25 protein-coding genes and 1 pseudogene are annotated in these 24,660 nt (G+C 64.7%); 8 read left to right on the top strand and 18 right to left on the bottom strand.

Annotated elements, in window-relative coordinates; genetic code table 11:
• Positions 1-12: 12 nt before the first annotated feature.
• Entirely contained in the window at positions 13-1,860 is a 1,848-nt protein-coding gene (glsA, locus tag ACNJYB_RS16960; protein WP_439374981.1) for a glutaminase A, read from the top strand.
• Positions 1,861-2,061: 201 nt separating this feature from the next.
• On the opposite strand, the gene ACNJYB_RS16955 is transcribed toward glsA, so the two are convergent.
• From ACNJYB_RS16955 to ACNJYB_RS16890, 14 genes and pseudogenes are all read right to left on the bottom strand, one after another.
• On the bottom strand, positions 2,062-2,364 hold the full coding sequence (locus tag ACNJYB_RS16955) for a nucleoside triphosphate pyrophosphohydrolase family protein (protein WP_439374980.1): 303 nt from the start codon (positions 2,362-2,364) through the stop codon (positions 2,062-2,064).
• A gap of 26 nt (positions 2,365-2,390) precedes the next feature.
• Positions 2,391-2,918, bottom strand: coding sequence for a carboxymuconolactone decarboxylase family protein (locus tag ACNJYB_RS16950; protein WP_439374979.1), 528 nt, complete (start codon positions 2,916-2,918; stop codon positions 2,391-2,393).
• Positions 2,919-3,425: 507 nt separating this feature from the next.
• A complete protein-coding gene (locus tag ACNJYB_RS16945) occupies positions 3,426-3,785 on the bottom strand; it encodes a Zn-ribbon domain-containing OB-fold protein (protein ID WP_439374978.1) in 360 nt (119 codons plus the stop codon).
• Positions 3,782-4,917: pseudogene (locus ACNJYB_RS16940) on the bottom strand (thiolase family protein). Before ACNJYB_RS16940 ends, ACNJYB_RS16945 begins: the two are co-directional and overlap by 4 nt.
• Before the next feature lie 24 nt (positions 4,918-4,941).
• The gene (locus ACNJYB_RS16935) at positions 4,942-6,141 is read right to left on the bottom strand and encodes a CaiB/BaiF CoA transferase family protein (protein ID WP_439374977.1); all 1,200 of its coding nucleotides are present in this window, start codon (positions 6,139-6,141) and stop codon (positions 4,942-4,944) included.
• 126 nt (positions 6,142-6,267) lie between these two features.
• Positions 6,268-6,474, bottom strand: coding sequence for a hypothetical protein (locus ACNJYB_RS16930; RefSeq protein ID WP_018645722.1), 207 nt, complete (start codon positions 6,472-6,474; stop codon positions 6,268-6,270).
• A 125-nt stretch (positions 6,475-6,599) separates the two neighbouring features.
• Positions 6,600-7,769, bottom strand: a complete 1,170-nt coding sequence (locus tag ACNJYB_RS16925; protein WP_439374976.1) for an acetyl-CoA acetyltransferase — start codon at positions 7,767-7,769, stop codon at positions 6,600-6,602.
• A 59-nt stretch (positions 7,770-7,828) separates the two neighbouring features.
• On the bottom strand, positions 7,829-8,479 hold the full coding sequence (eda, locus tag ACNJYB_RS16920; protein WP_439374975.1) for a bifunctional 4-hydroxy-2-oxoglutarate aldolase/2-dehydro-3-deoxy-phosphogluconate aldolase: 651 nt from the start codon (positions 8,477-8,479) through the stop codon (positions 7,829-7,831).
• Between the two features lie 9 nt (positions 8,480-8,488).
• Positions 8,489-9,463: a sugar kinase gene (locus ACNJYB_RS16915; protein ID WP_439374974.1), complete on the bottom strand. Its 975-nt coding sequence runs from the start codon at positions 9,461-9,463 to the stop codon at positions 8,489-8,491.
• A gap of 29 nt (positions 9,464-9,492) precedes the next feature.
• Positions 9,493-10,479: a D-erythronate dehydrogenase gene (denD, locus tag ACNJYB_RS16910; RefSeq protein WP_439374973.1), complete on the bottom strand. Its 987-nt coding sequence runs from the start codon at positions 10,477-10,479 to the stop codon at positions 9,493-9,495.
• A gap of 66 nt (positions 10,480-10,545) precedes the next feature.
• Positions 10,546-11,472, bottom strand: a complete 927-nt coding sequence (locus ACNJYB_RS16905; protein ID WP_439374972.1) for a carbohydrate ABC transporter permease — start codon at positions 11,470-11,472, stop codon at positions 10,546-10,548.
• Positions 11,465-12,382, bottom strand: a complete 918-nt coding sequence (locus ACNJYB_RS16900; protein WP_439375579.1) for a carbohydrate ABC transporter permease — start codon at positions 12,380-12,382, stop codon at positions 11,465-11,467. Before ACNJYB_RS16900 ends, ACNJYB_RS16905 begins: the two co-directional genes overlap by 8 nt.
• A 101-nt stretch (positions 12,383-12,483) precedes the next feature.
• On the bottom strand, positions 12,484-13,803 hold the full coding sequence (locus tag ACNJYB_RS16895) for an ABC transporter substrate-binding protein (protein ID WP_439374971.1): 1,320 nt from the start codon (positions 13,801-13,803) through the stop codon (positions 12,484-12,486).
• A 52-nt stretch (positions 13,804-13,855) separates the two neighbouring features.
• Positions 13,856-14,923 carry an ABC transporter ATP-binding protein gene (locus ACNJYB_RS16890; protein WP_018645714.1) on the bottom strand — a complete coding sequence of 356 codons (1,068 nt, stop codon included), beginning with the start codon at positions 14,921-14,923 and terminating at the stop codon, positions 13,856-13,858.
• A gap of 206 nt (positions 14,924-15,129) precedes the next feature.
• On the opposite strand from ACNJYB_RS16890, the gene ACNJYB_RS16885 reads away from it, so the two are divergent.
• The 7 genes from ACNJYB_RS16885 to ACNJYB_RS16855 all read left to right on the top strand — a co-directional run bounded on the left by ACNJYB_RS16885 (position 15,130) and on the right by ACNJYB_RS16855 (position 21,673).
• Positions 15,130-16,230, top strand: a complete 1,101-nt coding sequence (locus ACNJYB_RS16885; RefSeq protein WP_439374970.1) for a LacI family DNA-binding transcriptional regulator — start codon at positions 15,130-15,132, stop codon at positions 16,228-16,230.
• Between the two features lie 138 nt (positions 16,231-16,368).
• Positions 16,369-18,195 carry an IlvD/Edd family dehydratase gene (locus ACNJYB_RS16880; protein ID WP_439374969.1) on the top strand — a complete coding sequence of 609 codons (1,827 nt, stop codon included), beginning with the start codon at positions 16,369-16,371 and terminating at the stop codon, positions 18,193-18,195.
• Positions 18,196-18,357: 162 nt separating this feature from the next.
• On the top strand, positions 18,358-19,089 hold the full coding sequence (locus ACNJYB_RS16875) for an SDR family oxidoreductase (protein ID WP_439374968.1): 732 nt from the start codon (positions 18,358-18,360) through the stop codon (positions 19,087-19,089).
• Between the two features lie 121 nt (positions 19,090-19,210).
• On the top strand, positions 19,211-19,957 hold the full coding sequence (locus tag ACNJYB_RS16870; RefSeq protein ID WP_439374967.1) for an SDR family NAD(P)-dependent oxidoreductase: 747 nt from the start codon (positions 19,211-19,213) through the stop codon (positions 19,955-19,957).
• A 7-nt stretch (positions 19,958-19,964) separates the two neighbouring features.
• Positions 19,965-20,357, top strand: coding sequence for a GFA family protein (locus tag ACNJYB_RS16865; RefSeq protein WP_439374966.1), 393 nt, complete (start codon positions 19,965-19,967; stop codon positions 20,355-20,357).
• A 149-nt stretch (positions 20,358-20,506) separates the two neighbouring features.
• Positions 20,507-21,187, top strand: coding sequence for a site-2 protease family protein (locus tag ACNJYB_RS16860; protein WP_439374965.1), 681 nt, complete (start codon positions 20,507-20,509; stop codon positions 21,185-21,187).
• Between the two features lie 63 nt (positions 21,188-21,250).
• Complete coding sequence (locus ACNJYB_RS16855; protein WP_439375578.1) at positions 21,251-21,673, top strand: hypothetical protein; 423 nt, start codon at positions 21,251-21,253, stop codon at positions 21,671-21,673.
• On the opposite strand, the gene ACNJYB_RS16850 is transcribed toward ACNJYB_RS16855, so the two are convergent.
• Genes ACNJYB_RS16850 through ACNJYB_RS16835 form a run of 4 tightly spaced genes read right to left on the bottom strand, consistent with a single transcriptional unit; the run spans position 21,661 to position 24,643 of the window.
• Positions 21,661-22,488: a TonB family protein gene (locus ACNJYB_RS16850; RefSeq protein ID WP_439374964.1), complete on the bottom strand. Its 828-nt coding sequence runs from the start codon at positions 22,486-22,488 to the stop codon at positions 21,661-21,663. The genes ACNJYB_RS16855 and ACNJYB_RS16850 overlap by 13 nt on opposite strands.
• 8 nt (positions 22,489-22,496) lie before the next feature.
• Positions 22,497-22,961 (bottom strand): TonB system transport protein ExbD, encoded by a 465-nt coding sequence (gene exbD, locus ACNJYB_RS16845; RefSeq protein WP_439374963.1) that lies wholly within the window; start codon positions 22,959-22,961, stop codon positions 22,497-22,499.
• 3 nt (positions 22,962-22,964) lie between these two features.
• Complete coding sequence (gene exbB / locus ACNJYB_RS16840; RefSeq protein ID WP_439374962.1) at positions 22,965-23,957, bottom strand: tonB-system energizer ExbB; 993 nt, start codon at positions 23,955-23,957, stop codon at positions 22,965-22,967.
• On the bottom strand, positions 23,954-24,643 hold the full coding sequence (locus ACNJYB_RS16835) for a Fe2+-dependent dioxygenase (protein WP_439374961.1): 690 nt from the start codon (positions 24,641-24,643) through the stop codon (positions 23,954-23,956). The genes exbB and ACNJYB_RS16835 overlap by 4 nt, the downstream gene beginning before the upstream one ends.
• Between the last annotated feature and the right edge of the window lie 17 nt (positions 24,644-24,660).

Raw genomic sequence — 24,660 nt, 5'->3', positions numbered from 1 at the left:
ACAACAGAGGCGATGAAACCGCTCTCGCCCGCCGCCACCGTCTGGACCCGTTCGAAACCGCCCTTGCTGCGGTTTCTGGACAATTGCCTCGATGAGTTCTCTGCCGAAACGTCAGGCAACGTGCCCGACTATATTCCCGAGCTGAGCAAGGCCGACCCTGCCTATTTCGGCATCAGCCTCGCCACGCTGGACGGCCATGTCTACGAGGTCGGCGACTCCAGGGTGCACTTCACCATCCAGTCGATGTCGAAGCCGTTCGTGTTCGCGCTGGCGCTGGATCTGCTCGGTGCAAGCAAGGTCGAGAGCGCGATCGGCGTCGAGCCCTCGGGCGATCCCTTCAATTCGATCCGGCTCAATTCCGACAATCATCCGTTCAACCCGATGGTGAATGCCGGCGCGATCGCCTGCACCGGGCTGATCTACGACAACAAGGGCGCAGACGCCTTTGAGCAGATCCGGCTCGCCCTCGGCCGTTTTGCCGGCCGCGACCTCGCCGTGGACGAAGCCGTCTACACCTCGGAGAGCCAGACCGGCGACCGCAACCGGGCCATCGGCTATCTGCTCAAGACCAACGCGGTGATCTCCGACAACGTCGCTGCCGTGCTCGACGTCTATTTCCGGCAATGCGCGGTGCTGGTCACCGCGCGCGACATCGCGGTGATGGCGGCCACCCTCGCCAACCGCGGCGTCAATCCTGTGACGGGCGAGCAGGTGCTGACGCCCTACGCGATCTCGCGCACGCTGTCGGTGATGACGTCGTCGGGCATGTACGACTATGCCGGCGAATGGATCTACCGGATCGGCATTCCCGCCAAGAGCGGCGTAGGTGGCGGCATTCTGGCCGCCCTGCCCGCGCGTCTCGGCCTCGGCAGCTATTCGCCAAAGCTCGACAAGCACGGCAACAGCGTGCGCGGCATCAAGGTCTGCGAGGCGCTGTCCTCGCACTACGACCTGCACATGCTCAACCGCAGCGACGACGCGCGCAACGCCGTCATCGCCGACTACGACATCGGCAAGAGCCCGTCCCGCCGCGTCCGCCGCCCGCAGGAGCGCGAGATCCTCGCCGCGCATGAGCAGGAGGTGCGGATCATCGAGCTGGTCGGCACGCTGTCGCTGTCGGCGGTCGATTACGTCTCGCGGCGGCTGGCGGGGCGGCCGCGGCCGCAGTTCGTGATCTTCGATCTCCACCGCGTCACCTCGACCACGCGCGCCGGCGCGCGACTCGTGGCCGAAGCATTCCAGGAGCTCGCTGCACTCAATGTCACCGTTGTCCTGTCGGGCGTCCGGCGCGCCTCCAAGGAGTGGAACAGCCTGCGCGAATGGACGGCGGAGCTGAAGAACGTGCGCGACTTCTACCTGCTCGACGCGGCGATCGAATGGGCCGAGGACCAGATCGTGTACCGCTATGGCGGCTCCATCGATTTTCATGAGACCACCGAACTGGCCGAACAGCCGCTGCTCGAGGGCCTCGGCGCGGAAGAGCTGACCGAGCTCGGCGCCATCTGCACCGTCAGGACCTATCAGTCCGGCGCAAAAATCCTCGCCACAGGCGATCCCGCCGATGCCCTGTTCTTCCTGCGCAGCGGCGCGGTGCATGTCACGCTGCCCGACGGCGTGCGGCTGGCAACGCTCACCGCCGGCATGGCGTTCGGTGAGATGGCGCTGCTGGAGCAGACCCGCTCGGCCGATGTGTTCGCCGACATGGCGGCGACGGCGTTCGAAGTGCCGCTGAAGGATTTCGAGCGTTTCCGCGAGCAGCATCCGCGCGCCAGCGAGTGCATCATGCGCAACCTCGCCCGGCTGCTCGCCGACCGCCTGATCGTCGCGAATGCGAAGGTGGATATTTTGACGTCGACGTGAGCGCTGAACGAGGCTCTTCACCTCTCCCTGTCGGGGAGAGGTCGGATTTCGCCTGGCGATGCGAAGCATCGTCCAGTGCGATCCGGGGAAGGGGCCGCAGCGTTCAACCAAGGTTGTAACCCCTCACCCGGACCGCATCTTCGATGCGATCCGACCTCTCCCTCCGGAGAGGTGATCCGGGCCTACAGCTCACAGCTTGCTTCAGCGGCTCGCGGCTTCGCTCAACCGCCGCTTGATTTTCGCTGCGCTCGCTTCGAGCAGCTTGGACGGCTTCTGTCCGGTCGCCGCGCACAGGCAGGCCCAGTAGTAGATGACGTCGCCGAGCTCGTCGACGAGACCCGCCTTGTCGAGCCAGTCATCGCGCAACAGCTTCTTGATGTGGTCGGCGACCTCGCCGGATTCGCCGGCAAGGCCGAGGCCGAGATAGGACAGCCGCTCGTTGGACGGATGCTCGTCGACTTTCGCAATGCTCGCGGCCCAGACCGCATATTCATCGATCGTCATGAGCATCCCTCGCCGTTTGTGTCGGATCAGCCCACCACTTCGGTGACGGGCTGGAGATCGATCTCGAACGTTTCCAAGAACTTTGAAGTCATGATGTAGAAGCCGACAGAGAGCTGGAGCTCCACCAGCGCGGCCGGCGTCAGCTTCGACGCGATCGCCTCGAAGGTCGGGTCAGTCGGCTTGTTCAGTTTCACGACCTCGTCGGTGAAGGCGAGCGCCGCGCGCTGCACCTCGTTGAAACAGGTCGCGGCCTGCCAATTCTCGAGCGCCTCGTTCTGCTCGTCGGTGACGCCGACATTCTTTCCGATGCGCTTGTGCGCGACGATCTCGTACGGCGCCTGGCACAGGATACCGGTGCGCGTGATCGCGAGCTCGCGCACGACCGGATCGAGTTCCCCCTTGTGCCTGATCGCGCCACCCAAGCGGCAGTACTGCTCAAAGTAGCTCGGCGAGTGCGCCATCATCCGGAAGATGTTGGCGTGGCGGTTCTTGTCGAGAATTTCGCGGGTGCGATCGGAGGCCTTGGACGGGTTGCTGTACTGAATGCGGGCCATGATTTTCCTGAAGTTTTTTCCCTGACTTTTTGATGCTTTTTGTCGCCATCGGCGAGAGGTCCCTGAAACTCTAATTGCGAGCGGACGCATGAGCAACATCATCGAGTCAAAATGCCGCCGCATTGCTGATCGACCCTGAGACAGTCGATATTCGCCGCGTGGGGACAAATCGCGGCGGATACTCGCAAGGGGTGTTCCGAGTAAAACAATTGGCCGTCGTGCGCGCTCGCCGCGCAACGATGAGTCATGCCCAAGTCTAGGGAGAAAACGGCATGAAGGAAGCCACCAAGGGGGCGGCCTCGGGAGCGCTCGCGCATATGCTGGCGGTGACGGCGATGCTCGTCATCGCCAGCATCTTGTTCTACGGGCGTTGAGTTACGCGTTCCAAGAGTTTTCGTCATTCCGGGGTGGCCCTCACGGGACCGCGCGTAGCGCGGCCCTAGCAGGCCAAGCCCAGAATCCCGTTCCCGGCCCGGTCTTCGGACCGCCCCCGAATGACGGATCCCCCTATTTGCTCTTGGCGAAGTACGGCACGAGCTTTCCGGCGAACGGCTCGAATCTCGCGACAACCGATTCGCCGATGGCGAGCCCATTCTCGCCATGCCCCATCATGCGGAATCCCTCGGCGCAATCGACCAGCAGGATGTTGTAGGGCACGTGCGCGCGCGTCTCGGGCGTGGCGGCGCGGCAGACCAGCGAGGTCGCGTACACCCTGCCCTTGCCGCTGGCGCGCGCCTCGCGCGGATCGGACGCCCCGCAGGCCGCGCAGAAAGCGCGATGGAAATACTGCACATGGCCGCAGGAGGTGCAGGTCTGGTAGGTGATCGCCTGCTCGCCCTCGGTCCAGTCTCCTAGACGATTGCTCATCGCACCCGCTCCAGAAACATGCTGACATGGGACGACAGCACGCCGCCGTCGCCGTGCAGCAGCGCTATGGACGCATCGCGCACCTGGCGATTCGATGCCCGCCCAGTCATCTGCAAATGCGCCTCGACCAGATGCGCCATGGCGCCGCCGACACCACAATGGCCATAGCTGAGCAGACCGCCATGGCTGTTCAGCGGCATCGCGCCGTCGCGGCCGAAATGCCCCGATCGCACGCGGGCGGCCGCCTCGCCGCGGCCCGCGAGACCGAGATCCTCCAGCAGCATGGCGAGCGTGATGGTGAAACTGTCGTAGATGGCGGCGTAGCGCACGTCGGAGATCGCAAGGCCGTGGCTTTCTTCGCACGGGCGATGGAGATCTCGGCGCCAAGCTCGCTGAGGGCAGGCGCGGCGGTGACATGCTGATGGGTGTGGGCCTGGGTGCAACCGCGGATGCGCACGCCGGCCTCGCCCGTTCGCTCGCCGCTGATAACGAAGGCCGCGCCGCCATCCGACACCGGGCAGCAGTCGAGCAGCTTGAGCGGCATCGCCACCGGCTTCGAGGCCATGACGTTGGCGACCGTGATGGGATCGTGGAATTGCGCGCCGGGATGGGTGCAGGCGTGGCTGCGCATCAGCACGGCGAATTCGGCGAGGTCCTCTTCGCTCACGCCGTATTCGTGCATGTAGCGGTTGGCGACGAGGCCGTAATAGGCCGGGATGGTCGGGCCCAGCGGCACCTCGTAGTCGGGATGGCCGACTTGCGCCAGCGCCTGGATCGAGGCATCGCGGCTCTGCCCGGTGAGGCGGTTCTCGCCGGCGACGACCAGCACGTGCTTTGCGACTCCCGCCTGGAGCAGATGATGCGCGAGCATGGTCATCGCCAGCCCCGTGGCGCCGCCGACCTGCACGGCATGGGCGTAGGACGGGCGAATGCCAAAATGCTCGGCGAACACGGTGGCGAGCATGATGTGGGGCGAGACGGTGGAATAGCCGCAGAGGACGCCGTCGATCTCAGTGCGCTTCAGCCCGGCATCGTCGAGCGCGGCTTGCGCGGCCTTGCTCATCAGGTCGAGCGAGGACGAGCCCTCGTGCTTGCCGAATGGCGTGAGGCCGACGCCGGTAATGAAGCTCATGGTCTCTCCTCCTCGCCATTCCCCCTACTCCGGCGCCGAACGCGTGACGCCTTCGCGGACCAAGGCCGCGATCTCGTCCTCGGAGTAGCCGATCTCGCGAAGAATCTCCGCGCCGTGCTCGTTGAGCCGCGGCGCCAGCCGCACCGGCTCGGCCTCGGTCTCCGACCAGCTCGCCGTCACCTTCATGCTGCGGATCGGACCTTCGGTCGGATGCGTGACCACCGGGAAAAATCCGGTCGCCTCCAGATGCTCATCGTGCAGGATCGAGGCGAGATCGTGCATCGGCATCACCGGCACGTCGGCCCTGGTGAGCAGCTCGATCCATTCCGCCGTGGTGCGAGTCTCGAAGATGCGCGCGAGCTCGGCATAGACGACATCGATATTGGCGGCACGGCCGGCGAAGGTGGCGAACTTCGCATCGGCGCGCAGATCGTCACGGCCCGTCGCCTTGAAGAAATTCTCCCACTGCTTGTCGTTGTAGACGATGACGCTGAGATAGCCGTCCGAGGTCTTGTACGGCCGGCGGTCGCGCGAGAGATGGCGGGCGTAGCCGCCCTTGTCGAGCGGCGGCTCATAGGTGAGCCCGCCCATATGGTCGCCCATCACGAAGCCGGCCATGGTCTCGAACATCGGAATGTCGACGCGCTGGCCGCGGCCGGTGCGATCGCGATGCACGAGGCTGGCGCAGATCGCGCCGACCGCGGTGAGGCCGACGATGCGGTCAACCAGCGCGTTCGGCACGTAGCGCGGCACGCCGTCGCCGGTCTGGGCCATCAGCGCCGGCAGTGCGGTCGCGCCCTGGATCAGATCGTCATAAGCGGGCTTTGCGGCATAGGGCCCGTCCTGGCCGAAGCCGAACACACCGGCATAGACGAGGCGCGGGTTGATCTCGGAGACGACATCGTAGCCGAGCTGCAGCCGCGCCATCGCCTGCGGACGGACGTTGTAGACCAGCACGTCGGCATCCTTCAGCAGCCGCAGCACGGCTTCCCGGCCTGCGGGCTTCTTCAGGTCGAGGCAGATCGAGCGCTTGCTGCGGTTGGTGTTGAGGAACACCGGGCCCATGCCGGCATGGCGCATCGGGCCGATCAGGCGGGTGACGTCGCCGTCGAGCGATTCCACCTTGATGACGTCAGCGCCGTAGTCGCCGAGCATCTGGGTTGCGTAGGGCCCCATCAGCACGGTGGTCATATCGATGACCTTGATGCCCTTCAGCGGCCCCATCGTTCGCTCCCGATTGCGCGGGCTCTGGAGGCGGCCCAGCGATTTCAGTCCAGCTAAAGACAGGGACGCCGCGCGCGCAAGGGCGGCCGGGGTATGGCCGCATGCGCCGCGCGGCGATATCGGCCGCTATTTCTTCTGGCGGGATTCCCGGATCTTCAAGAGCCGTTCCAGCTCGTCATTCTGCTGATTGATTCGGTCGGCGATGCGCGACTCGTTCTGCTCGCCGGAAGCGGCCGCAGCCTGCTCGATGAGCTGGCGGATATTGTCCTCAAGGATTGCGATACGGTCGTTCAGTGCTTCGAGAGAAAGTGAATCTTCGTATGCATTGCTCATGATGCTTTTTTCCGCAAATCAATCAGGAGCGTTAAGGTGGGCAAAGCGAAGCGTGCCCACCATGATCTAGCGCAAGGAAAAGGTGGGCACGGCGCTTTCTCGCCTTTGCCCACCCCCACGAGAGCTTACTTGAGCGGCTCGAGCACCGAAACATAGTTGGCGACGGCCGCGCCGCCCATGTTGAAGATGCCGCCGAGTTTTGCATTTTTGAGCTGCATGCCCTCGGGCGCCTGGCCGGCGAGCTGCATCGCGGTCATCACATGCATGGAGACGCCGGTGGCGCCGATCGGGTGGCCCTTGGCCTTCAGGCCGCCGGACGGATTGACCGGCAGCTTGCCGTCCTTGAGCGTCCAGCCCTCCTTGATGGCGCGTGCGCCCTGCCCCTTCGGCGTCAGGCCCATCGCTTCATATTCGATCAGCTCGGCAACGGTGAAGCAGTCATGGGTCTCGACGAAGGAGAGATCGGACAGCGTCACACCGGCCCTCTCCAGCGCGCGCTGCCAGGCGACGGTGCAGCCCTCGAACTGCAGGATGTCGCGCTTGGACATCGGCAGGAAGTCCTGGGCGTGCGCGGTGGCGCGGAAGCCGATCGACTTGCTCATGCCCTTGGCGGTCTCGGCATCGGCCAAAACCAGCGCCGCGGCGCCGTCGGAGACCAGCGAGCAGTCGGTGCGCTTCAGGGGACCGGCGACATACGGATTCTTCTCGCTCTCGGCACGGCAGAAGTCGAAGCCAAAGTCCTTGCGCATCTGGGCGAAGGGATTGGCGACACCGTTCTTGTGGTTCTTGGCCGCGATCAGGGCCAGCGCATCGGACTGGTCGCCGTATTTCTGGAAATAGGAGCTGGCGATCTTGCCGAACACGCCGGCGAAGCCGCCGACCGTGTCGCCGTCCTCGGGCAGATAGGAGGCCTTGAGCAGGTTCTTGCCGATCTCCGGCCCCGGCGTCCGCGTCATCTGCTCGACGCCGACGACGAGCACGATCTTGGCGGCGCCTGCGGCAATCGCTCGCAGGCCCTGATGCACCGCGGCAGAACCGGTGGCGCAGGCGTTCTCGACGCGGGTCGCCGGCTTGAAGCGCAGCTTCGGGTCGGCCTGGAGCACCAGCGAGGCGGTAAAATCCTGCGGCGAGAAGCCGGCGTTGAAATGGCCGAGCACGATCTCGTCGACGTCGGAAGCGGAAATGCCGGCATCCGCCAGCGCCTCGTTGGCGACGCGGGTGACGAGGCTTTCGACGGTTTCGGTGTCGAACTTGCCGAACGGCGTATGCGCCCATCCGACGATGCTGGCGGTCATGGCTTTTCTCCCTAGCGGTCTCTGCCTGACCTAAGTCTTAGCCCAGGGATGGCAAGACTTCACGCAGGTTTAAGGGCCTGGAGAGTGCGCTGGCAGATGGCAGTTATGCCGGCCCAGTTCCCCGCCCTGATCTCCGCTGTCGGGCACAGCCAGGAACCGCCGACCGCCACCACATTGGGCTCGGCGAGCCAGGTCGCCGCATTGGCCTCGCCGACCCCGCCGGTAGGGCAGAACCGCACGTTCGGGAACGGGCCGCCAAGGGCGCGCAGGCCCTTGATGCCGCCGGCCTGCTCGGCCGGGAAGAACTTTGCGACGTCGAAGCCGTGGGACAGCGCCATCATCAACTCGGACGCCGTGGCAATGCCCGGCGCGAATGGCAGGGAGCTGTGGGCCGCGGCCTTGAGAAGATCCGGGGTCAGGCCCGGGCTGATGCCGAACGCGACGCCGAGCTTCTCGACGCGGGTGAAGTCGGCCGGATTGAGTATCGTGCCGATGCCGACGATCGCTTCGGGGACCTCTGCCATCACCGCCCGCGCCGCCTCGATCGCAACGGGGGTGCGCAGGGTCACCTCCAGCGTGCGGACGCCGCCGGCGACCAGCGCACGCGCCAGCGGCACGGCGTCCTGGATCCGCTCGATGGTGAGGACGGGGATGACGGTCGCCGTCTTGAACAGCGCGACGAGGTGGTTCTGTTGAGCAGTCGTGGTCATGGTCTCGATTCACTTGGTCGCTTGGCGAGAGGCCGCCGGCCGGTGCCGCTTCTTCGGCGGCATGGCATAGCCCGGAATGATGGCGCCGGGATAGCAGATCACGAGGCTGGCGAGGCGATGGCCGGCCTGGGCCGCCTCCGCCGGCTCGGCGCCGGCGAGCCGGGCCGCGATATAGGCGGCCGCAAAGCTGTCGCCGGCCGCCGTGGTGTCAACGACAGGTTTTGTCATTTGTTCGGCACGGACTTCGCTGGTCCCGCCGGGGAAGCGCAGCAGGCTCACGGGCTCGGCCAGCCGGAACACAAGCTCGGGCGTGGGAATGCGCGCCATCAGTTGCCCGTGACTCTCGCCGGGGTAAAGCGCGAGCAGATCCTCGGTAGAGGTCAGCACGATGTCGGCCGCCGCGAAGGCCGCGGCAAACACCTCGCGGGCCACGTCGCGATCGGGCCAGCCGCGCGCGCGGAAATTGGTGTCGAACACGAAACGGGTGCCGAGCAGGCGCGCGCGCTTGATCGCCGCGAACAGGCGATCGCGCCCGGCCGCATCGTAGATCGAGAGTGTGATCGCCGAGAGATAAACGATGTCGTAGCTCATCAGCGAGTTGAGCAGCTCTTCGGTCTCCGGCAGGCTCATCAGTTGCCGCGCCGCCGCGCTGTCGCGCCAGTGGAAGAACTGGCGCTCGCCCTTGGCATCCGTCTGGATCATGTAGAGGCCGGGCAGCTTGCCCGGCAGCCGCACCACGCGCCGCGTGCCGACGCTCTCCGCATTCCAGGCCGCGATCATCTCATCGCTCAGGGCATCGTCGCCGAGTGCCGTGAGGTAATCGACCTTGACCTCGAGCCGCGCGAGATACACGGCCGTGTTGAGGGTGTCGCCGCCGAAGCCGCGCGAGTACAGCCCGCCGCCCTGCCCCTGCCCGGCAGAAGCACCACCCTGGGCCTGCCGGAGCTCGACCATGCATTCGCCGATGCAAGCAACGCTCGCCATCGTCATATCCACGCTGTTCATCGGTTAGGTCAGGCGACGAAATTACCGCCGAGCTCGTCTTCGATGTGAATGCGGATAATATCGTCGAAAGTCTTCTCGGCGGTGGTGAAGCCGAGCTCGCGCGACCGCTTCGCGTCGAAATTGCGCGGCCAGCCGCCGACGATGCCGACGATGAAGGGATCGGGTTCGCGCTTGATGCGGGCGGCGACCTTTTCGCCGGCAACGCGCTTCAACGCTTCGATCTGCTCGCCGACGGTGGCCGACAGGCCCGGCATGGTCAGGTTGCGGCGCGGGCCGACGGTGGCGAGATCCATCGTGCCGGCGTGGAGCAGGAAGCCGACCGCGGAGCGCGGCGTGGCGTGCCAGTGGCGCACGTCCTCGGAGACCGGGAGCACGGCTTCCTTGCCGGCCAGCGGCTCACGCAGGATGTTGGAGAAGAAGCCCGATGCCGCCTTGTTGGGCAGGCCGGGCCGGATGCAGATGGTCGGCAGGCGGATGCCGATGCCGTCGAGGAAGCCGCGACGCGAATAGTCGGCGAGCAGGAGTTCGCCGATCGCCTTCTGGGTGCCGTAGCTGAGTAGCGGGGTGTGGAAGAACTCGTCGCCGATCGCATCCGGGAACGGCGCGCCGAACACCGCGATCGAGGACGTGAACACCACGCGCGGCTTGTAGCCGCCGCCGACGAGCCTGATCGCGTCGAGCAGCATCCGCGTGCCGTCGAGATTGATGCGGTAGCCCTTGTCGAAATCGAGCTCGGCCTCGCCAGAAACGATCGCGGCGAGATGGAAGATCACGTCAGGACGGCCGGCGATCAGCTTCTCGGCCGCGCCCGGGACTGCGAAATCGCCCGAGACGGTCTCGACGGGAAAACCGGGCTTCTCCGGCTTCTTCGGCTCGACCACGTCATGCATGGTCAGCTTGGTGATGTCGGTCTTGCCGAGCCGGCCGTCACGCAGCAGCCGTTCACACAATTTGCGGCCGACCATGCCGGCGGCGCCGAGAACCAGAATGTGCAAGAGCTTAACTCCTTCTTATTGGCCGGAACGCGCCGCTCCTGGCGCGCCCTCAGGCAAGCCCCGCGATCATTCCTTCACGGCGCCGGTCATCGCCGACACATAATGCTCCACGAAGAAGGCGTAAAGGATGACGAGCGGCAGCGAGCCGGCCAAGGCCCCCGCCATCAGCGAGCCCCAGCGGTAGATGTCGCCGTCAACGAACTCGTTGACGATCGCCACCGGCACCGTCTTGTTGCTGGTCGATTGCAGGAATGTCAGGGCGTAGATGAACTCGTTCCAGCACAGGGTGAAGCAGAAGATGAAGGCCGAGATCAGGCCGGGAATGGCGAGCGGCAGCACGATCTTGAGCAGGATCTGCCAGCGGCTCGCCCCGTCGATCAGGGCGCATTCCTCGAGCTCGAACGGGATGGTCTTGAAATAGCCCATCAACAGCCAGGTCGAGAACGGGATCAGGATGGTCGGATAGGTCAGGATCAGCGCCAGCGGCGAATCGAACAGGCCGTACTGGAACACGACGGTGGCGAGCGGAATGAACAGGATCGAGGGCGGCACCAGATAGGCGAGGAAGATCAGCCCGCCGACGAGATTGGCGCCCTTGTAGCGCAAGCGCACAATGGCGTAGGCCGCGAGTACAGATGCGATGATCGAAAGCACCGTCGCACAGACGGCCACGTACATCGTGTTCCAGAGCCAGTGCGGGTAGTAGCTCTCGAACAGCAGCTTGTGGAAGTGCTTGAACGTCGGATTCCAGGTCCAGAACGGATTGTACCTGTCGAGATCGAGCAGTTGCTCGTCCGGCTTCACCGACGTCAGTCCCATCCAGTAGAACGGGAACAGCAGGATGAAGACGATGATCGCGAGCGGCAGATAGAGCGTCACGATCCGGCGCGGCACCGACTGCAGGTAGCTCATGCCCTCGCTGTGATCGGCCGTAGGCGCCGAGCCCGACAGCACATTCTTGAGATCGATGGATCTGGTGGGCAGGTCAGTCATTGCTCTCTCCCTGCTGCCACTTGCGACGCTGCAGGCCGAACCAGGACACCATGATCGCAGCCAGCAGGAACGGAATCATGGCGCTGGAGATCGCGGCCCCCTCGCCCAGCTGCCCGGCGATGATCGCGCGCTGGTACGACAGGGTCGCCATCAGATGGGTGGCGTTGACCGGGCCGCCGCGGGTCATCGCCCAGATCAGCTGGAAGTCGGTGAAGGTGAACAGCACCGAGAAGGTCATCACGACGGCGATGATCGGCGTCAGCAGCGGATAGGTGATGTACCGGAAATTCTGCCAGCGCGTGGCGCCGTCGAGGGTTGCAGCCTCGTAGAGCGAGGGCGAGACGGTCTGCAGGCCCGCAAGCAGCGTGATCGCCACGAAGGGAACGCCGCGCCAGATATTGGCAAAGATCACGCAGATGCGCGCCCAGGTCGTGTCACCAAGGAAGTTGATGTTCTGGTCGATCAAGCCGAGGTGCTTCAGCGACCACGAGATGATCGAGAATTGCGAGTCGAAGATCCACCAGAACGCCAGCGCCGAAAGCACCGTCGGCACGATGAAGGGGATCAGGACCATCGCGCGCAACATCGCCTTGAACGGCATGTTCTCGTTCAGCAGCAGCGCGAGATAAAGCCCGATCGCGAATTTGAGGGCGCTGGCGACGAAGGTGTAGAGCAGCGTGTTGAACACCGACAGCCAGAAGATGGAATCGTCCCACAGCCACTCATAGTTCTCGGTCGCGACGAAGCGACCCACCCTGCCGATGCGGGTGTCCGTGAAGGACAGCCAGATGCCGAGCCCCAGCGGATAGGCCAGGAAGAAGATCAGGAACGCCATGGCCGGCACCATGAACCAGAAGCCGAGCCAGTTGCGATTGTGTTTGAGCTGGGTCCAGGCGCTGTCCTCGCTCATCTGAGGCTTGGCCCGGGGAATTGCGACATCAGCCATGCCCTATATCCCTGATCGAAATGTTGATGAGCGGGCGGCCGGGATGGCCGCCCGCCCCGTGACCGTCAGCGATAGATTCGCTTCAGCTGGCGCTCGGCTTCCGTCATCGCGCCCTTCGCATCCTTGGCGCCGGTGCAGTAGTTGGCGAACATGTCGACCACGATGAAATCGGCGATCGCGGTCGCCGCCTTCTCACCGACCGTGCCGATGCCGGACGCCGGCAGCGTGCGCTTCGAGGCCTGCGAGAACACGTAGTTCTTGGGATCGGCGGTCCAGATCGGCGCCGACTCGTAGGCGTTCAAGGTCTGCGTGAGATAGCCTTGCGCGCCGTCAAGCCACTTCTCGTAGTTCTCCTTCTCCAGCATGAAGGCGACGAAGGCCTTTGCCGCGTTCGGATATTTGGTGAAGTTGAAGGCGAGGATAGGCAGCGCGAGCTGCAGCTCGGTCGGCTTGCCGACCGGGCCGACCGGCCAGAGCGCGTGATAGGTGTCCTCGGCAAGCTCCTTCTTGGTCGGATCGGTCTTGGCGGCCACGTAGATCGAGATGCCGTTCGCCGTGCAATAGAGCTCGCCGGCAAGGTACGCCTTGTTGTTGGACGAGTCGTTCCAGGACGGGGTGCCCGGGATGAAGCTCTCATACAGCGACTTGCAATATTCCAGCGCCTTCGCCGTCTCCGGCGAATTGATGATGATCTTGTCGTTCTGGTCGACCGTGTAGGCGCCGTGGCCCCACAGCACCCAGTGCAGCCACGAATTGCCGTCGCCCGAGGCGTGCCCGAGCGCAAAGCCGGCAGGCGTATTGTTCGCCTTCAGGGCCTTGCACATCTCGAGGAAGCCGGGGAAGTCCTTCGGGAATTCCTTAAACCCGGCCTTGTCGAGCGCCGACTTGCGGTAGGTCATGTAGCCGCCGTTGGTCGCAACGGGAATGCCGAGCCAGTCGTCGCCGAGCTTGCAGGTCTTGGCGGCCGCATCGGTCCAGCCGCCGTATTTCTTGCCGAGATAATCGGCGACGTCGTTCATCTTCAGGACTTTGGTGGGGAACAGCTGCGGCAGCGTGTGCAGACCCCAGGCGAGATCGAGACCGGAACCGGTGTTGGCCGCGACCGAGGCCTTCGGCTGCACGTCCTCGAAGGACTCGCTGAACACGTTCATCTCGGTGCCGGTCGCGGCCTTGAACGCCGCCACCATCGCGTTGAACGCATCGTCTTCCGCCGGCACGAAGCGCTTCCACCGCATCACGGTCAGCTTGGCGCTCGGCTCGGCCTTCCAGGGCGCGCTCTGTGCCCAGGCCCTGGCGAAGTCGAACAGCGCCGGCCCGGTCAGCATGCCGGTGGCAGCCAGAGCCGTTCCGCCTTGAAGCAGAGCCCGGCGGGTGAAGTCTTGCATGTCGTCCTCCCTGTAATGCTTCTTGTTGTCTTATTAGTTGTCGTCTTGTGCGCTAGGCGTTCATGCGCTTGCCCGTCGCATCGTCGAACAGATGGACCAGCGACGGATCGGGCTTCAGCCGCACCTTGTCGCCCGGATTGAACTGATGACGCTCGCGGAAGACGGCGACGACCTGCTCGCCGCCGAGCTTGGCGAACACCTGCGTCTCCGAGCCGGTCGGCTCGACCACGATGATCTCGGCCTCGGCACCGTCATCGGCGATGGTGAAATGCTCGGGCCGCACGCCGTAGACGGCGGGACGGCCGTCGGAGGCCGCCGGCGCAGTCTTGAGCGGGAGCTTGACGCCGTTCGGCCCCTCGAAGGTCGCAACGCCGTTGACGCGCACATGCCCCTTCAGGAAGTTCATTGCGGGTGAGCCGATGAAGCCGGCCACGAACTGGTTCTCCGGCTTGTCGTAGAGTTCGAGCGGCGTGCCCATCTGCTCGACGATGCCGTCATGCATGACGACGATCTTGTCGGCCATGGTCATGGCCTCGATCTGGTCGTGAGTGACGTAGACGGTGGTCGTCTTCAGCCGCTGGTGCAGCTCCTTGATCTCGGTGCGCATGGCGACGCGCAGCTTGGCGTCGAGGTTCGACAGAGGCTCGTCGAACAGGAAGACCTGGGGATCGCGCACGATGGCGCGGCCCATCGCGACGCGCTGGCGCTGGCCGCCGGAGAGCTGGCGCGGATAGCGATCGAGCAGCGGCGACAGCGCGAGGATCTCGGCGGCGCGCTTGACGCGCTTGTTGATCTCGTCGGAGCCGGCATTCCGCAGCTTCAGCGAGAAGCCCATGTTGTCCGCGACCGTCATGTGCGGATAGAGCGCATAGTTCTGGAACACCATCGCAATGTCCCGCTCCTTGGGCTGGACATTGTTGACGACACGGTCGCCGATGGAGATCGTGCCGGAGGTGATGTTCTCGAGGCCGGCGAGCATGCGCAGAAGCGTCGACTTGCCGCAGCCGGAGGGGCCAACCAGGACGACGAACTGGCCGTCCTCGATCGGAATCGTGACGCCGTGCAGGACTTCAAAATTGCCGAACGATTTCCGCACGTCGCGGATTTGCACAGACGACATCTCGCTCCCTCCTCCGACTCAGGCGACGCAACCCTCGCGCCGCCACCGTCTTGTTTTTCCGAACTTCGCCGAACTGAAGCCCACGCTATGGCGGGCGACATTGTCGGCAGTTTGCGCGGCTTTGGCAATTTGTCTTTGGTTAGTCGTTGCTGGTAGCGCTGTCAACGATCCTTTGTTTGCGACAGTGGCTATGCTAAGAGCAGCAAATGGGTCGAAAACGCACCAAGTCAGGCAAAATCCGGCTGGCGGAAGTCGCCGAGCTTGCCGGTGTGAGCCCCATTACAGCGTCCCGTTTCTTCCGCAATCCCGAAGCACTGTCGGTTGCCAAGCGGACGCGGGTCGAAAGCGCGGCCAAGGAGCTCGGCTACGTGCCCAATCTTGCGGCACGCGCCCTCGCCTCGCAGCGCACCGAGGTGATCGGTGTCTTGATTCCGTCGCTCACCAACAACGTGTTTTCCGACGTGCTGCGCGGCATCTACGACGCCTCCGAAGGCAGTCGTTACTCGATCCAGCTGTCCAACACCCGCTACAGTATTCTCCAGGAGGAGAAGCTGCTGCGTCTGTTTCTGGCGCAGAAGCCGGCCGGGCTGATCGTCACCGGCATCGACCAGGCCGCGGAATCGCGCGCGATGCTGGAGGCGGCCGACTGCCCGATCGTGCAGATCATGGAGATCGGGCCCCATCCGGTCGACATGATGATCGGCTTTTCCCACTATGATGCAGCACGCGCGGCGATTGCGCACCTGTTTGCGCAAGGTCACCGCAAGATCGGTTTCGTTGGCGCGCGGATGGATCCCAGGGTGCAGCGGCGGCTGGACGGATATGTCTCCGCCATGAAGGACGCCGGCCTGTTCGAGCAGCGCCTCGTCGTGACGACAGCGACGCCGACCTCGGTGACGCTCGGCGGCGCCCTGTTCGCCGATCTGCTGGCGCGCGAGCCCGACCTCGACGCGGTGTTCTGCGCCAATGACGACCTTGCGCTCGGCGTGCTGTTCGAATGCCGCCGCCGCGAGATCGGCGTCCCCGAGCAGATCGCGATCGTCGGCTTCAATGACCTCGAATTCATGGCCTCCGCCGTCCCCACCCTCACCAGCGTGCGCACCAACCGCTACGAGATGGGCAGGACGGCCGCCGCCATGCTGATCGAGGCGATCGAGGGACGGCGACCGGAGCAGCCGGTGCTCGACCTCGGCTTCAAGGTGATCGAGCGGCAAAGCTCGTCGTCGCGGCAGCCGGACAATAGGCCCGCCCTATCGGGCGGCGCCGCACCGAACAAAATGGTAGCGTTACCAAGCAGCCATGACTAATATCGAACTTGTGAGGAAACGACCCGCCAACGGGCAGGCAGACCATTGCTCACGCCGTTGGGCATCGCACAAGCCGACAGCCCAGGATTTACGCCGGTGACTGACGCCAGTGCGTTTGCATTGCAGGAGAAAACAACAATGACAAAAAAGCCAACCAATGGGCACGCGCCCGGCAACGGCACCCGCCGCCACCTTCGCTCGCAGGACTGGTTCAACAATCCGCATAATCCGGGCATGACCGCGCTCTACATGGAGCGCTACCTGAACTACGGCCTCACCCGCGCTGAACTGCAGTCCGGCAAGCCGATCATCGGCATCGCCCAGACGGGCAACGACCTCTCCCCCTGCAACCGCCACCATATCGAGCTCGCCCACCGCGTCCGCGAAGGCATCCGCGAGGCCGGCGGCATTGCCATGGAATTCCCGACCCACCCTATCCAGGAGACCGGCAAGCGCCCGACCGCGGCGCTCGACCGCAACCTCGCTTATCTCGGCCTGGTCGAGATCCTCTACGGCTATCCGCTCGACGGCGTGGTGCTGACCACCGGCTGCGACAAGACGACGCCGGCCTGCATGATGGCGGCCGCGACCGTCAACCTGCCCGCGATCGTGCTGTCCGGCGGCCCGATGCTGAACGGCTGGCACGACGGCGAGCGTACCGGCTCCGGCACCATCGTCTGGAAGTCGCGCGAACGGCTCGCCGCCGGCGAGATCGACTATGAGGAGTTCATGGAGATCGTGGCCTCCTCGGCGCCCTCGGTCGGCCATTGCAACACCATGGGCACGGCCTCGACCATGAACGGGCTTGCCGAAGCGCTCGGCTTCTCGCTGCCGGGCTGCGCGGCGATCCCCGCCCCCTATCGCGAGCGCGGCCAGATCGCCTATGAGACGGGCAAGCGCATCGTCGAGATGGTCTGGGAAGATCTCAAGCCCTCGGACATCCTGACCCGCAAGGCGTTCGAGAACTGCATCGTGATCAATTCGGCGATCGGCGGCTCGACCAACGCGCCGATCCACATCAACGCGCTGGCCCGCCACATCGGCGTCGAGCTGTCGATCGACGACTGGCAGAAGGTCGGTCACGACGTGCCGCTGCTGGTCAACATGCAGCCGGCCGGCTTCTATCTCGGCGAGGAATTCCACCGCGCCGGCGGCGTGCCGGCCGTGGTGCGCGAATTGATGAAGCACAAGCGCATCCATGAGGACGCCCTCACCGTCAACGGCCGCGGGATCGGCGAGAACTGCAAGGATGCGCCCAAGCCCGACAACGACGTGATCTGGGCCTACGACAAGCCGCTGGTGAAGGATGCCGGCTTCCTGGTGCTGAAGGGCAACCTGTTCGACTCCGCGATCATGAAGACCAGCGTGATCTCCAGGGAGTTTCGCGATCGCTATCTCAGCAACCCCAAGGATCCGAACGCCTTCGAGGGCCGCGCCATCGTGTTCGAAGGTCCGGAGGACTATCACGAGCGGATCGACGACCCCTCGCTCGACATCGACGAGCACTGCGTGCTGTTCATCCGCGGTACCGGGCCGATCGGCTATCCCGGCGGGGCCGAGGTCGTCAACATGCAGCCGCCGGCGGCGCTGATCAAACGCGGCATCCTGTCCCTGCCCTGCATCGGCGACGGCCGTCAGTCCGGCACCTCGGGCTCGCCGTCGATCCTCAATGCCTCGCCGGAAGCCGCCGCCAATGGCGGGCTCGCGATCCTCAAGACCGGCGACAAGGTGCGCATCGACCTCAACAAGGGCAGCGCCAATATCCTGATCTCGGACGAGGAGCTGAAGAAGCGCCACGCCGAGCTCAAGGCCAATGGCGGCTTCAAGCATCCGCCGAACCAGACGCCGTGGCAGGAGATCTACCGCAACACCGTCGGCCAGCAATCGACCGGCGCCTGCATGGAGCTCGCCACGCGCTACCAGAACGTCGCCGGCACCTTTGGTGTGGCGCGGGATAATCACTGACAGCCACACCGTCATTGCGAGCGAAGCGAAGCAATCCGGAAATATCTCCGCGGAGACAGTCTGGATTGCTTCGTCGCACCAGTGCAAAATTGCTACACAATTTTGTCACCGGCTCCTCGCAATGACGTGGGGTTGGCATTCGACAACACGAGGGAGAAGAAAATGGCAGACCGCCTCAAGGGAAAGCGCGCCGTCGTCACGGCAGCGGCGGCAGGCATCGGGCGCGCCTGCGCCGTCGCGTTCGCGCATGAAGGCGCAACCGTCATCGCCACCGACATCAACGAGGCTGGCATCGCGGGCCTGACGAAGGAAGGCATCGCCGAAGTGGCAAAACTCGACGTCCGCAACACCGCCGACGTCAACGCCTTTGCCAAGCGCATCGGCAAGATCGACATCCTGCTCAATGCGGCCGGCTTCGTGCACCACGGCACCATCCTGGAGTGTTCGGAAGAGGATTTCGACTTCTCGTTCGACCTCAACGTCAAGTCGATGCACCGGACCATCAAGGCCTTCCTGCCCGACATGATCGCGGGCGGCGGCGGCAGCATCGTGAACATCTCGTCCTGCGCGGCCTTGAGGCCGCCGGCCAACCGCTACGTCTACAGCTCGTCGAAGGCGGCGGTGTCGCTGCTGTCGCGCGCAGTCGCGCTCGACTTCATCACCAAGGGCATCCGCTGCAACTCGATCTGCCCCGGCACCGTCGAGACCCCCTCGATGCTCGACCGCGCCGCGGCGCAAGGACCGCAGGGCAAGGAGATGTTCATCTCCCGCCAGAAGATGGGCCGGCTCGGCACCGCCGAGGAGATCGCAAGCATGGCGGTCTATCTCGGCAGCGACGAGAGCGCCTTCACCACCGGTGTCGACCTCGTCGTCGACGGCGGCTACATGCTCTGATCACTCCTCATCCCGAGGAGGGCGCGCGAGCGCCGTCTCGAGGGATGGGCCACGGGCTCGCTGGTTCGAGACGCGCGCCAAGTGCGCGCTCCTCACCATGAGCGATAGGGAGGGTTTCTCGATGAACAAGATCGATCTCAACGGTCGCGTGGCCGTCGTTACCGGCGGCGCGCAGGGTTTTGGCCGCGCCATCACCGAGCGCTTCGTCGCGTCAGGCGCGAAGGTCGCGATCTGGGATTTCGACGCCGCGCTGGCCGAGAAGACCGCCAAGGAAGTTGGCGGCGATACAAAAGTCTCCAAGGTCGACGTCACCGATACAGCGGCCGTCGAGCAGGCGCGCGATGCAACGCTCAAAGCCTTCGGCAAGATCGACATCCTCGTCAACAATGCCGGCATCGCCGGGGTCAACAAGCCGGTCTGGGAGACCGACCTCGAGGAATGGCGCAAGGTGCTGCGCATCAACCTCGACGGCCCCTTCATCGTCAGCAAGGCGATCGTGCCCGAGATGCTCAAGCAGAAATACGGGCGCATCGTGAACATCGCCTCGATCGCCGGCAAGGAAGGCAATCCCAACGCATCGCATTATTCGGCATCCAAGGCCGGCCTGATCGCGCTGACGAAGTCGCTCGGCAAGGAGCTCGCGGCGCACGACATTCTCGTGAACGCGGTGACGCCCGCGGCGGCGAAAACCGCGATCTTCGACCAGATGACGCAGCAGCATATCGACTTCATGCTGTCGAAGATCCCGAAGGGCCGCTTCGTGCAGGTGGAAGAGCTCGCCGCGATGGTGGCGTGGCTTGCCTCGGAAGACTGCGGCTTCTCCACCGGCGCCGTGTTCGACATTTCCGGCGGACGGGCAACCTATTGAGGCAGCCATGATCCGGGAAGGTGGATGCCTATGCGGCGCCGTGCGGTTCAAGGCGGAGGGCGAGCCGCTCAACGTCCGCATCTGTCATTGCCGCATCTGCCAGAAGGCGATGGGCTCGCCCTATTTTGCCCGCGCGCAGTTCGACCAGCGTGCGCTCACCGTCGAGGGCGAGACCCGGCATTACGCCTCGTCCGAAAACATCGACCGTGTGTTCTGCACACGCTGCGGCACCCGGCTGTTCGCCTGGCGCCGCAACGGTACGCTGGCGGGCGTAGCGCTGGCGACGTTCGACGATCGCAACGCCTTCGTGCCGACCGAGCACATCTGGGTCAGCGAGAAGCTCGCCTGGGTGAAGCTCGATGACGGCCTGGTGCAATATCCGGGGACGATCCCGACATAGATTTGCACGACTGCACGGCGGGGTCGGCCCGCCGATCTCTTGCAGCGTGGCATTCCGGAACCGGCCACCCTATGTTGAGCCGAAGCGTTGCTGCACCGCCGGTTTGGCTGGACGCTGCAAGGCCGCGAGCAAACCGGGATAGACGAGTCGTGAACATTTCGCTTTATGACGTGTCGGTGTGGGTCCTGCCGCTGGTACTGGCCATCACCTTCCACGAAGCCGCCCACGCCTTCGTCGCGCATCGGCTCGGCGACAACACGGCCTGGCAGCTCGGCCGCGTCAGTTTCAACCCGTTGCGCCACATCGATCCCTTCGGCACCCTGATCCTGCCGGCGATGCTGCTGTTCGCGCATTCGCCGTTCCTGTTCGGCTATGCCAAGCCGGTGCCGGTGAATTTCCGCAAGCTCAACAACCCCAGGCTCGACATGGTCTGGGTGGCGCTGGCGGGGCCTGCGACCAATATCCTGCTGGCGCTCGCGGCGGCCCTCGCCCTTCACGCCCTGCCCTTGGCACCGGCGGGGTCGGCGCAGTGGATCCTCGACAATCTCAAGAATGCGCTGGTCATCAACGCGATCCTCGCCGTCTTCAACATGATGCCGATCCCGCCGCTCGACGGCGGGCGCGTCGCGGTCGGGCTGCTGCCGCGCCCCCTCGCTCTGCCGCTCGCCCGGCTCGAGCCGTTCGGTATGCTGATCCTGATCGGCTTGTTGATCCTGCTGCCGCTGGCGGGCTCGCAGTTCGGTCTAAATCTTGATGTTATTTCAGCAATACTGCGAGCGTTGACCGGTTATGTGATTCAGGCTGTTCTCTTCCTGACCGGCAATGCGTAGTTGAACAGACGACTCCGAACACACGCCGAAGGGCCAGAGGCCAACTTGGTCAAAGCTGCCGATATGCTGATCGCGCGACGCGCGGACACCCGTGCCCGCGCCGATTTTGCGACCTGGAAGATGATGGCCAAGCTCAACGGGGCGTCCGCGCTGCCTCCGGAGGCCCAGGAGTTCCTGAGCAGCTACCAGAACCTGCTGACCCGGATGAGCGAGAGCAAGGCCACCGAGGCCACCATCGTTGCGATCTACAAGGCCTATTACGCCGAAATGGGCGGCGGGGGAACTCCGCCCGACGTCCGCCCCCGCCAGGCCGAGCCGGCAGCGGACAATGTTACCGCCTTCCGGCGCCCCGCACCGAAACCGAGGACGACGGGCTTTTTCGGGGCCGGCACAGCCGCTGGAAGCCAGAAACGACCGTTGCCGGTGGCGCTGATCTTCGCCTGCCTGGTGGTGGTCTATGTCGGGATCAGGTTTTACTGGCGCTGAGCCGACTTTTTCTTTTTCTTCTCGTCAGCCGGCTTGAACACGATGTCTACGGTGCGCTCGATCCGATCCTCGGTCAGCGCGGCCGGCGGCTGCGGGAACGGGTCGGACTTGTGGACCATGGAGATCGCTGCCGCATCGTAGGCTGCGTCCCCCGACGACTGCACCACGTCGACCGACAGCACGTTGCCGCGTCGGTTTAGCGCGAAACTCACCTTTGCCGTCTGGTTATTGGGCGCCTTGCCCTCCGGATTGACCTTGTGCGCCGAAAGATGCGCGCTGACCTTCCGGTTCCAGTCGGCCGTCAGCTTCAGGAGGTCCTTGCCGATGCCGAGCACAGGGGCCATGGCCTTCTCGGCCTCGCGCGTGGCGTCCTCGAAGGTTTGGCGCTCCTGGTCGATCTGTTTCGGGGCTGCCTCCATGGCCGGCGTTTCGACGGCAGCGATCTTCGGATCGTCGTCCTGTTCCTTCTTCGGCTTGTTCTCTGTGACGATCTGGTCGGCATCCTCGACCTGTTGCGGCCGATCCTGAGGAAGATCCGTTTCCTTGACCTCGGCCTTTTGCTCAGGAAGCTCGGGACGCTCCTCTTGCGCTTCGCTGTCGTTAGGCCCGGTTGGCCTGTCGGACTCCTGAACCGGCGGCGACGCCATCTCGACCGCGAACTCAGCTCCCGCAGCGCCCAGCCCTTCGTCACCGTCGTTGGCCTGCAGGTTTGCGAGCGCGAGTGCGGCCCCGCCCACATGGAGAGCGACCGCCGCGATCGCGGCCAGGATCCACAGCCTCCGGGATGGTCTGGGTTCGTGCTCGGGGTCGGACATGGCAATCCCTATGGCTGCACTGTGCCCGCGGCGGCCGGTCCCGCCTGCCCGGCCGGACCTTCCAGCGCAACCAGCTTCACCCGTGTGTAGCCGCCGGAGCGCAACAGCTCCATGACGCCCATCAACTCGCCATAAGGCACGGAGCGATCGGCGCGCAGGAAGAGGTACTTGTCCTTGCTCATGTCGGACATAGAGTCCAGCGTCATGATCAGCTCGGCCCGGTGCACGGAGTCCTCTCCGATGGCCAGCGTCAGATCCCGCTTGATGCTGAGATAGGTGGGCTTGTCCGGCTTCTTCTGCGGCGTCGCGCTCGAGGTCGGCAGGTCGATCGGCAGATCGACCGTTGAGAGCGGCGCTGCGACCATGAAGATGATCAGCAGCACCAGGATGACGTCGATGAACGGCGTGACGTTGATGTCATGCGTTTCCGAGAAATCGTCGTCGTCATCATTGTCTGCGAGCGAGACTGCCATGGTTCACTCCGCTGCGCGCGAATGCACGCTGCCGTGGCTGCGGTCGAGATCGCGCGAGAGTAGCCGAGCCGCCGCGCCCGAGGCACGGCTGACCAGCTCGAGATAGCCCTTCGTCACGCGCGAGAAGTGGTTGTAGATGATGACCGCGGGAATGGCGGCGACGAGGCCGATCGCGGTGGCGAGCAGTGCTTCGGCGATACCGGGCGCGACCACGGCGAGGTTCGTGGTCTGGGACTTCGAGATGCCGATGAAGCTGTTCATGATGCCCCAGACCGTGCCGAACAGGCCGACGAAGGGGGACGTGGAGCCGATCGTCGCAAGCACGCCCATGCCGATGCGGATGCGTCGCGCCTCCGCGCGCACGATCTCCTGGAAGCTCGAGGCTGCGCGCTCCTTGATGCCGGCATCGCTGGACAGGCCGGCCGACATCCGCGCCTCGCGCAGCGCCGCCGCCAGGAACGCTGGCAGGATGCCCTCCTTGGCGCCGAGCGCCATCTGGGCTTCGGCGAGCGAGCGCGCCTCCGCGATCTTCTTCAGCGCCGAACGAAGCCTGGCCGAGGCGACCGACAGCTCGATCGACTTCGCGATCAGGACGGTCCAGGTCATGAGCGAGGCAAAAGCGAGGCCGATCATCACCGCCTTCACGATGACGTCGGCCGACATGAACATCACCCAGGGCGACAATTCCTTCATGGCCGGGGCCGTGGATACGGCCTCGGATTTCGCAGCCGCCGGTGCGGCGGCCGTGGGAGCCGCCGCGACCGAGGGAGCTGCTGGCGCCGCCGTCGCTGGCGCAGCCGCGACCGGGGCGGTCACGGGCGCAGCCGCAGGCGCCGATGGCACTGTCGCCGGACCGGGCGCAGCAGGCAGAGCCTTCTGGGCCGGTGCGGGCGCCGCCGGCTGGGTTTGTGTCTGGGCAGAAACAGGCGATGCGAGCCAGGCGGCGGCCAGAAGGACGGCTGCGGCAAGGCTGGCTTGGAAGGTGGTGCACTTCATACTTCGGCCCAGTAGCGAATGAGATTATGATAGATACCCGTCAATTTGACCGTTTCGGGATCGTCGCGCCCGAGCCGTTCCACCAGCGCCTGTATCGCGGTGTCGAGGTCAAAGATCATGCTCCGGGCTTGATCGTCCCGTATCATGCTCTGAAGCCAGAAGAAAGACGCAACCCGCGTTCCCCTCCTCACGGGCGTGACGAGGTGCAGGCTGGTCGAGGGATAGAGCACGCAGTCGCCGGCTGGCAACTTGACTTCGTGCGAACCGTAGGTGTCCTCGATCACAAGTTCGCCACCGTCGTATTCCTCCGGCTCGGCGAGGAACAGGGTGACCGACAGGTCTGTGCGGATGCGAAGGCCGGTCAGAGGGTCGCCGCGGATCGCGTTGTCGACGTGCAGACCGAAATGGTGGCCGCTGTCGGCCGCATAGCGGTTGAACAGCGGCGGGAAGATCCGGAGCGGGATCGCCGCTGCGATGAAGCGCGGGGTGGACGTCAGCGCCGAGATGATGCGGTTGCCGAGCTTGCGCGCGACCTCGCTGTCCGGTCGCAATTGCTCGTTGCGCTTGACCATGGCCGACTGCGAGCCCGCCGTGGAGCGGCCGTCCTCCCATTCGCTGGCATCCATGATGCGGCGGAAATCCGCCACATCATCTTTGCTGAGAACGTTTTCGATGCATGTCAGCATGAAACTGGTTCTCGCTC

The organism is Bradyrhizobium sp. SMVTL-02 (genome assembly GCF_051853005.1).
GTDB lineage: Bacteria > Pseudomonadota > Alphaproteobacteria > Rhizobiales > Xanthobacteraceae > Bradyrhizobium.
The sequence above is the reverse complement of the archived record's forward strand: the minus strand, read 5'-3'. Positions and strand labels throughout refer to the sequence as shown.

Excerpts from the sequence above, each read along its gene's own strand:
- ACNJYB_RS16875 (WP_439374968.1), top strand. The coding sequence starts at position 18,358 with ATGGCAGACCGCCTCAAGGGAAAGCGCGCCGTCGTCACGGCAGCGGCG.
- ACNJYB_RS16890 (WP_018645714.1), bottom strand. The coding sequence starts at position 14,923 with ATGTCGTCTGTGCAAATCCGCGACGTGCGGAAATCGTTCGGCAATTTT.
- ACNJYB_RS16850 (WP_439374964.1), bottom strand. The coding sequence starts at position 22,488 with ATGTCCGACCCCGAGCACGAACCCAGACCATCCCGGAGGCTGTGGATC.
- ACNJYB_RS16865 (WP_439374966.1), top strand. The coding sequence starts at position 19,965 with ATGATCCGGGAAGGTGGATGCCTATGCGGCGCCGTGCGGTTCAAGGCG.
- ACNJYB_RS16870 (WP_439374967.1), top strand. The coding sequence starts at position 19,211 with ATGAACAAGATCGATCTCAACGGTCGCGTGGCCGTCGTTACCGGCGGC.
- ACNJYB_RS16895 (WP_439374971.1), bottom strand. The coding sequence starts at position 13,803 with ATGCAAGACTTCACCCGCCGGGCTCTGCTTCAAGGCGGAACGGCTCTG.
- eda (WP_439374975.1), bottom strand. The coding sequence starts at position 8,479 with ATGACCACGACTGCTCAACAGAACCACCTCGTCGCGCTGTTCAAGACG.
- ACNJYB_RS16905 (WP_439374972.1), bottom strand. The coding sequence starts at position 11,472 with ATGACTGACCTGCCCACCAGATCCATCGATCTCAAGAATGTGCTGTCG.
- glsA (WP_439374981.1), top strand. The coding sequence starts at position 13 with ATGAAACCGCTCTCGCCCGCCGCCACCGTCTGGACCCGTTCGAAACCG.
- ACNJYB_RS16930 (WP_018645722.1), bottom strand. The coding sequence starts at position 6,474 with ATGAGCAATGCATACGAAGATTCACTTTCTCTCGAAGCACTGAACGAC.
- ACNJYB_RS16950 (WP_439374979.1), bottom strand. The coding sequence starts at position 2,918 with ATGGCCCGCATTCAGTACAGCAACCCGTCCAAGGCCTCCGATCGCACC.
- ACNJYB_RS16925 (WP_439374976.1), bottom strand. The coding sequence starts at position 7,769 with ATGACCGCCAGCATCGTCGGATGGGCGCATACGCCGTTCGGCAAGTTC.
- exbB (WP_439374962.1), bottom strand. The coding sequence starts at position 23,957 with ATGAAGTGCACCACCTTCCAAGCCAGCCTTGCCGCAGCCGTCCTTCTG.
- ACNJYB_RS16855 (WP_439375578.1), top strand. The coding sequence starts at position 21,251 with ATGCTGATCGCGCGACGCGCGGACACCCGTGCCCGCGCCGATTTTGCG.
- ACNJYB_RS16915 (WP_439374974.1), bottom strand. The coding sequence starts at position 9,463 with ATGGCGAGCGTTGCTTGCATCGGCGAATGCATGGTCGAGCTCCGGCAG.
- ACNJYB_RS16955 (WP_439374980.1), bottom strand. The coding sequence starts at position 2,364 with ATGACGATCGATGAATATGCGGTCTGGGCCGCGAGCATTGCGAAAGTC.
- ACNJYB_RS16835 (WP_439374961.1), bottom strand. The coding sequence starts at position 24,643 with ATGCTGACATGCATCGAAAACGTTCTCAGCAAAGATGATGTGGCGGAT.
- ACNJYB_RS16900 (WP_439375579.1), bottom strand. The coding sequence starts at position 12,382 with ATGAGCGAGGACAGCGCCTGGACCCAGCTCAAACACAATCGCAACTGG.
- ACNJYB_RS16935 (WP_439374977.1), bottom strand. The coding sequence starts at position 6,141 with ATGGGGCCGCTGAAGGGCATCAAGGTCATCGATATGACCACCGTGCTG.
- exbD (WP_439374963.1), bottom strand. The coding sequence starts at position 22,961 with ATGGCAGTCTCGCTCGCAGACAATGATGACGACGACGATTTCTCGGAA.
- ACNJYB_RS16945 (WP_439374978.1), bottom strand. The coding sequence starts at position 3,785 with ATGAGCAATCGTCTAGGAGACTGGACCGAGGGCGAGCAGGCGATCACC.
- ACNJYB_RS16885 (WP_439374970.1), top strand. The coding sequence starts at position 15,130 with ATGGGTCGAAAACGCACCAAGTCAGGCAAAATCCGGCTGGCGGAAGTC.
- ACNJYB_RS16880 (WP_439374969.1), top strand. The coding sequence starts at position 16,369 with ATGACAAAAAAGCCAACCAATGGGCACGCGCCCGGCAACGGCACCCGC.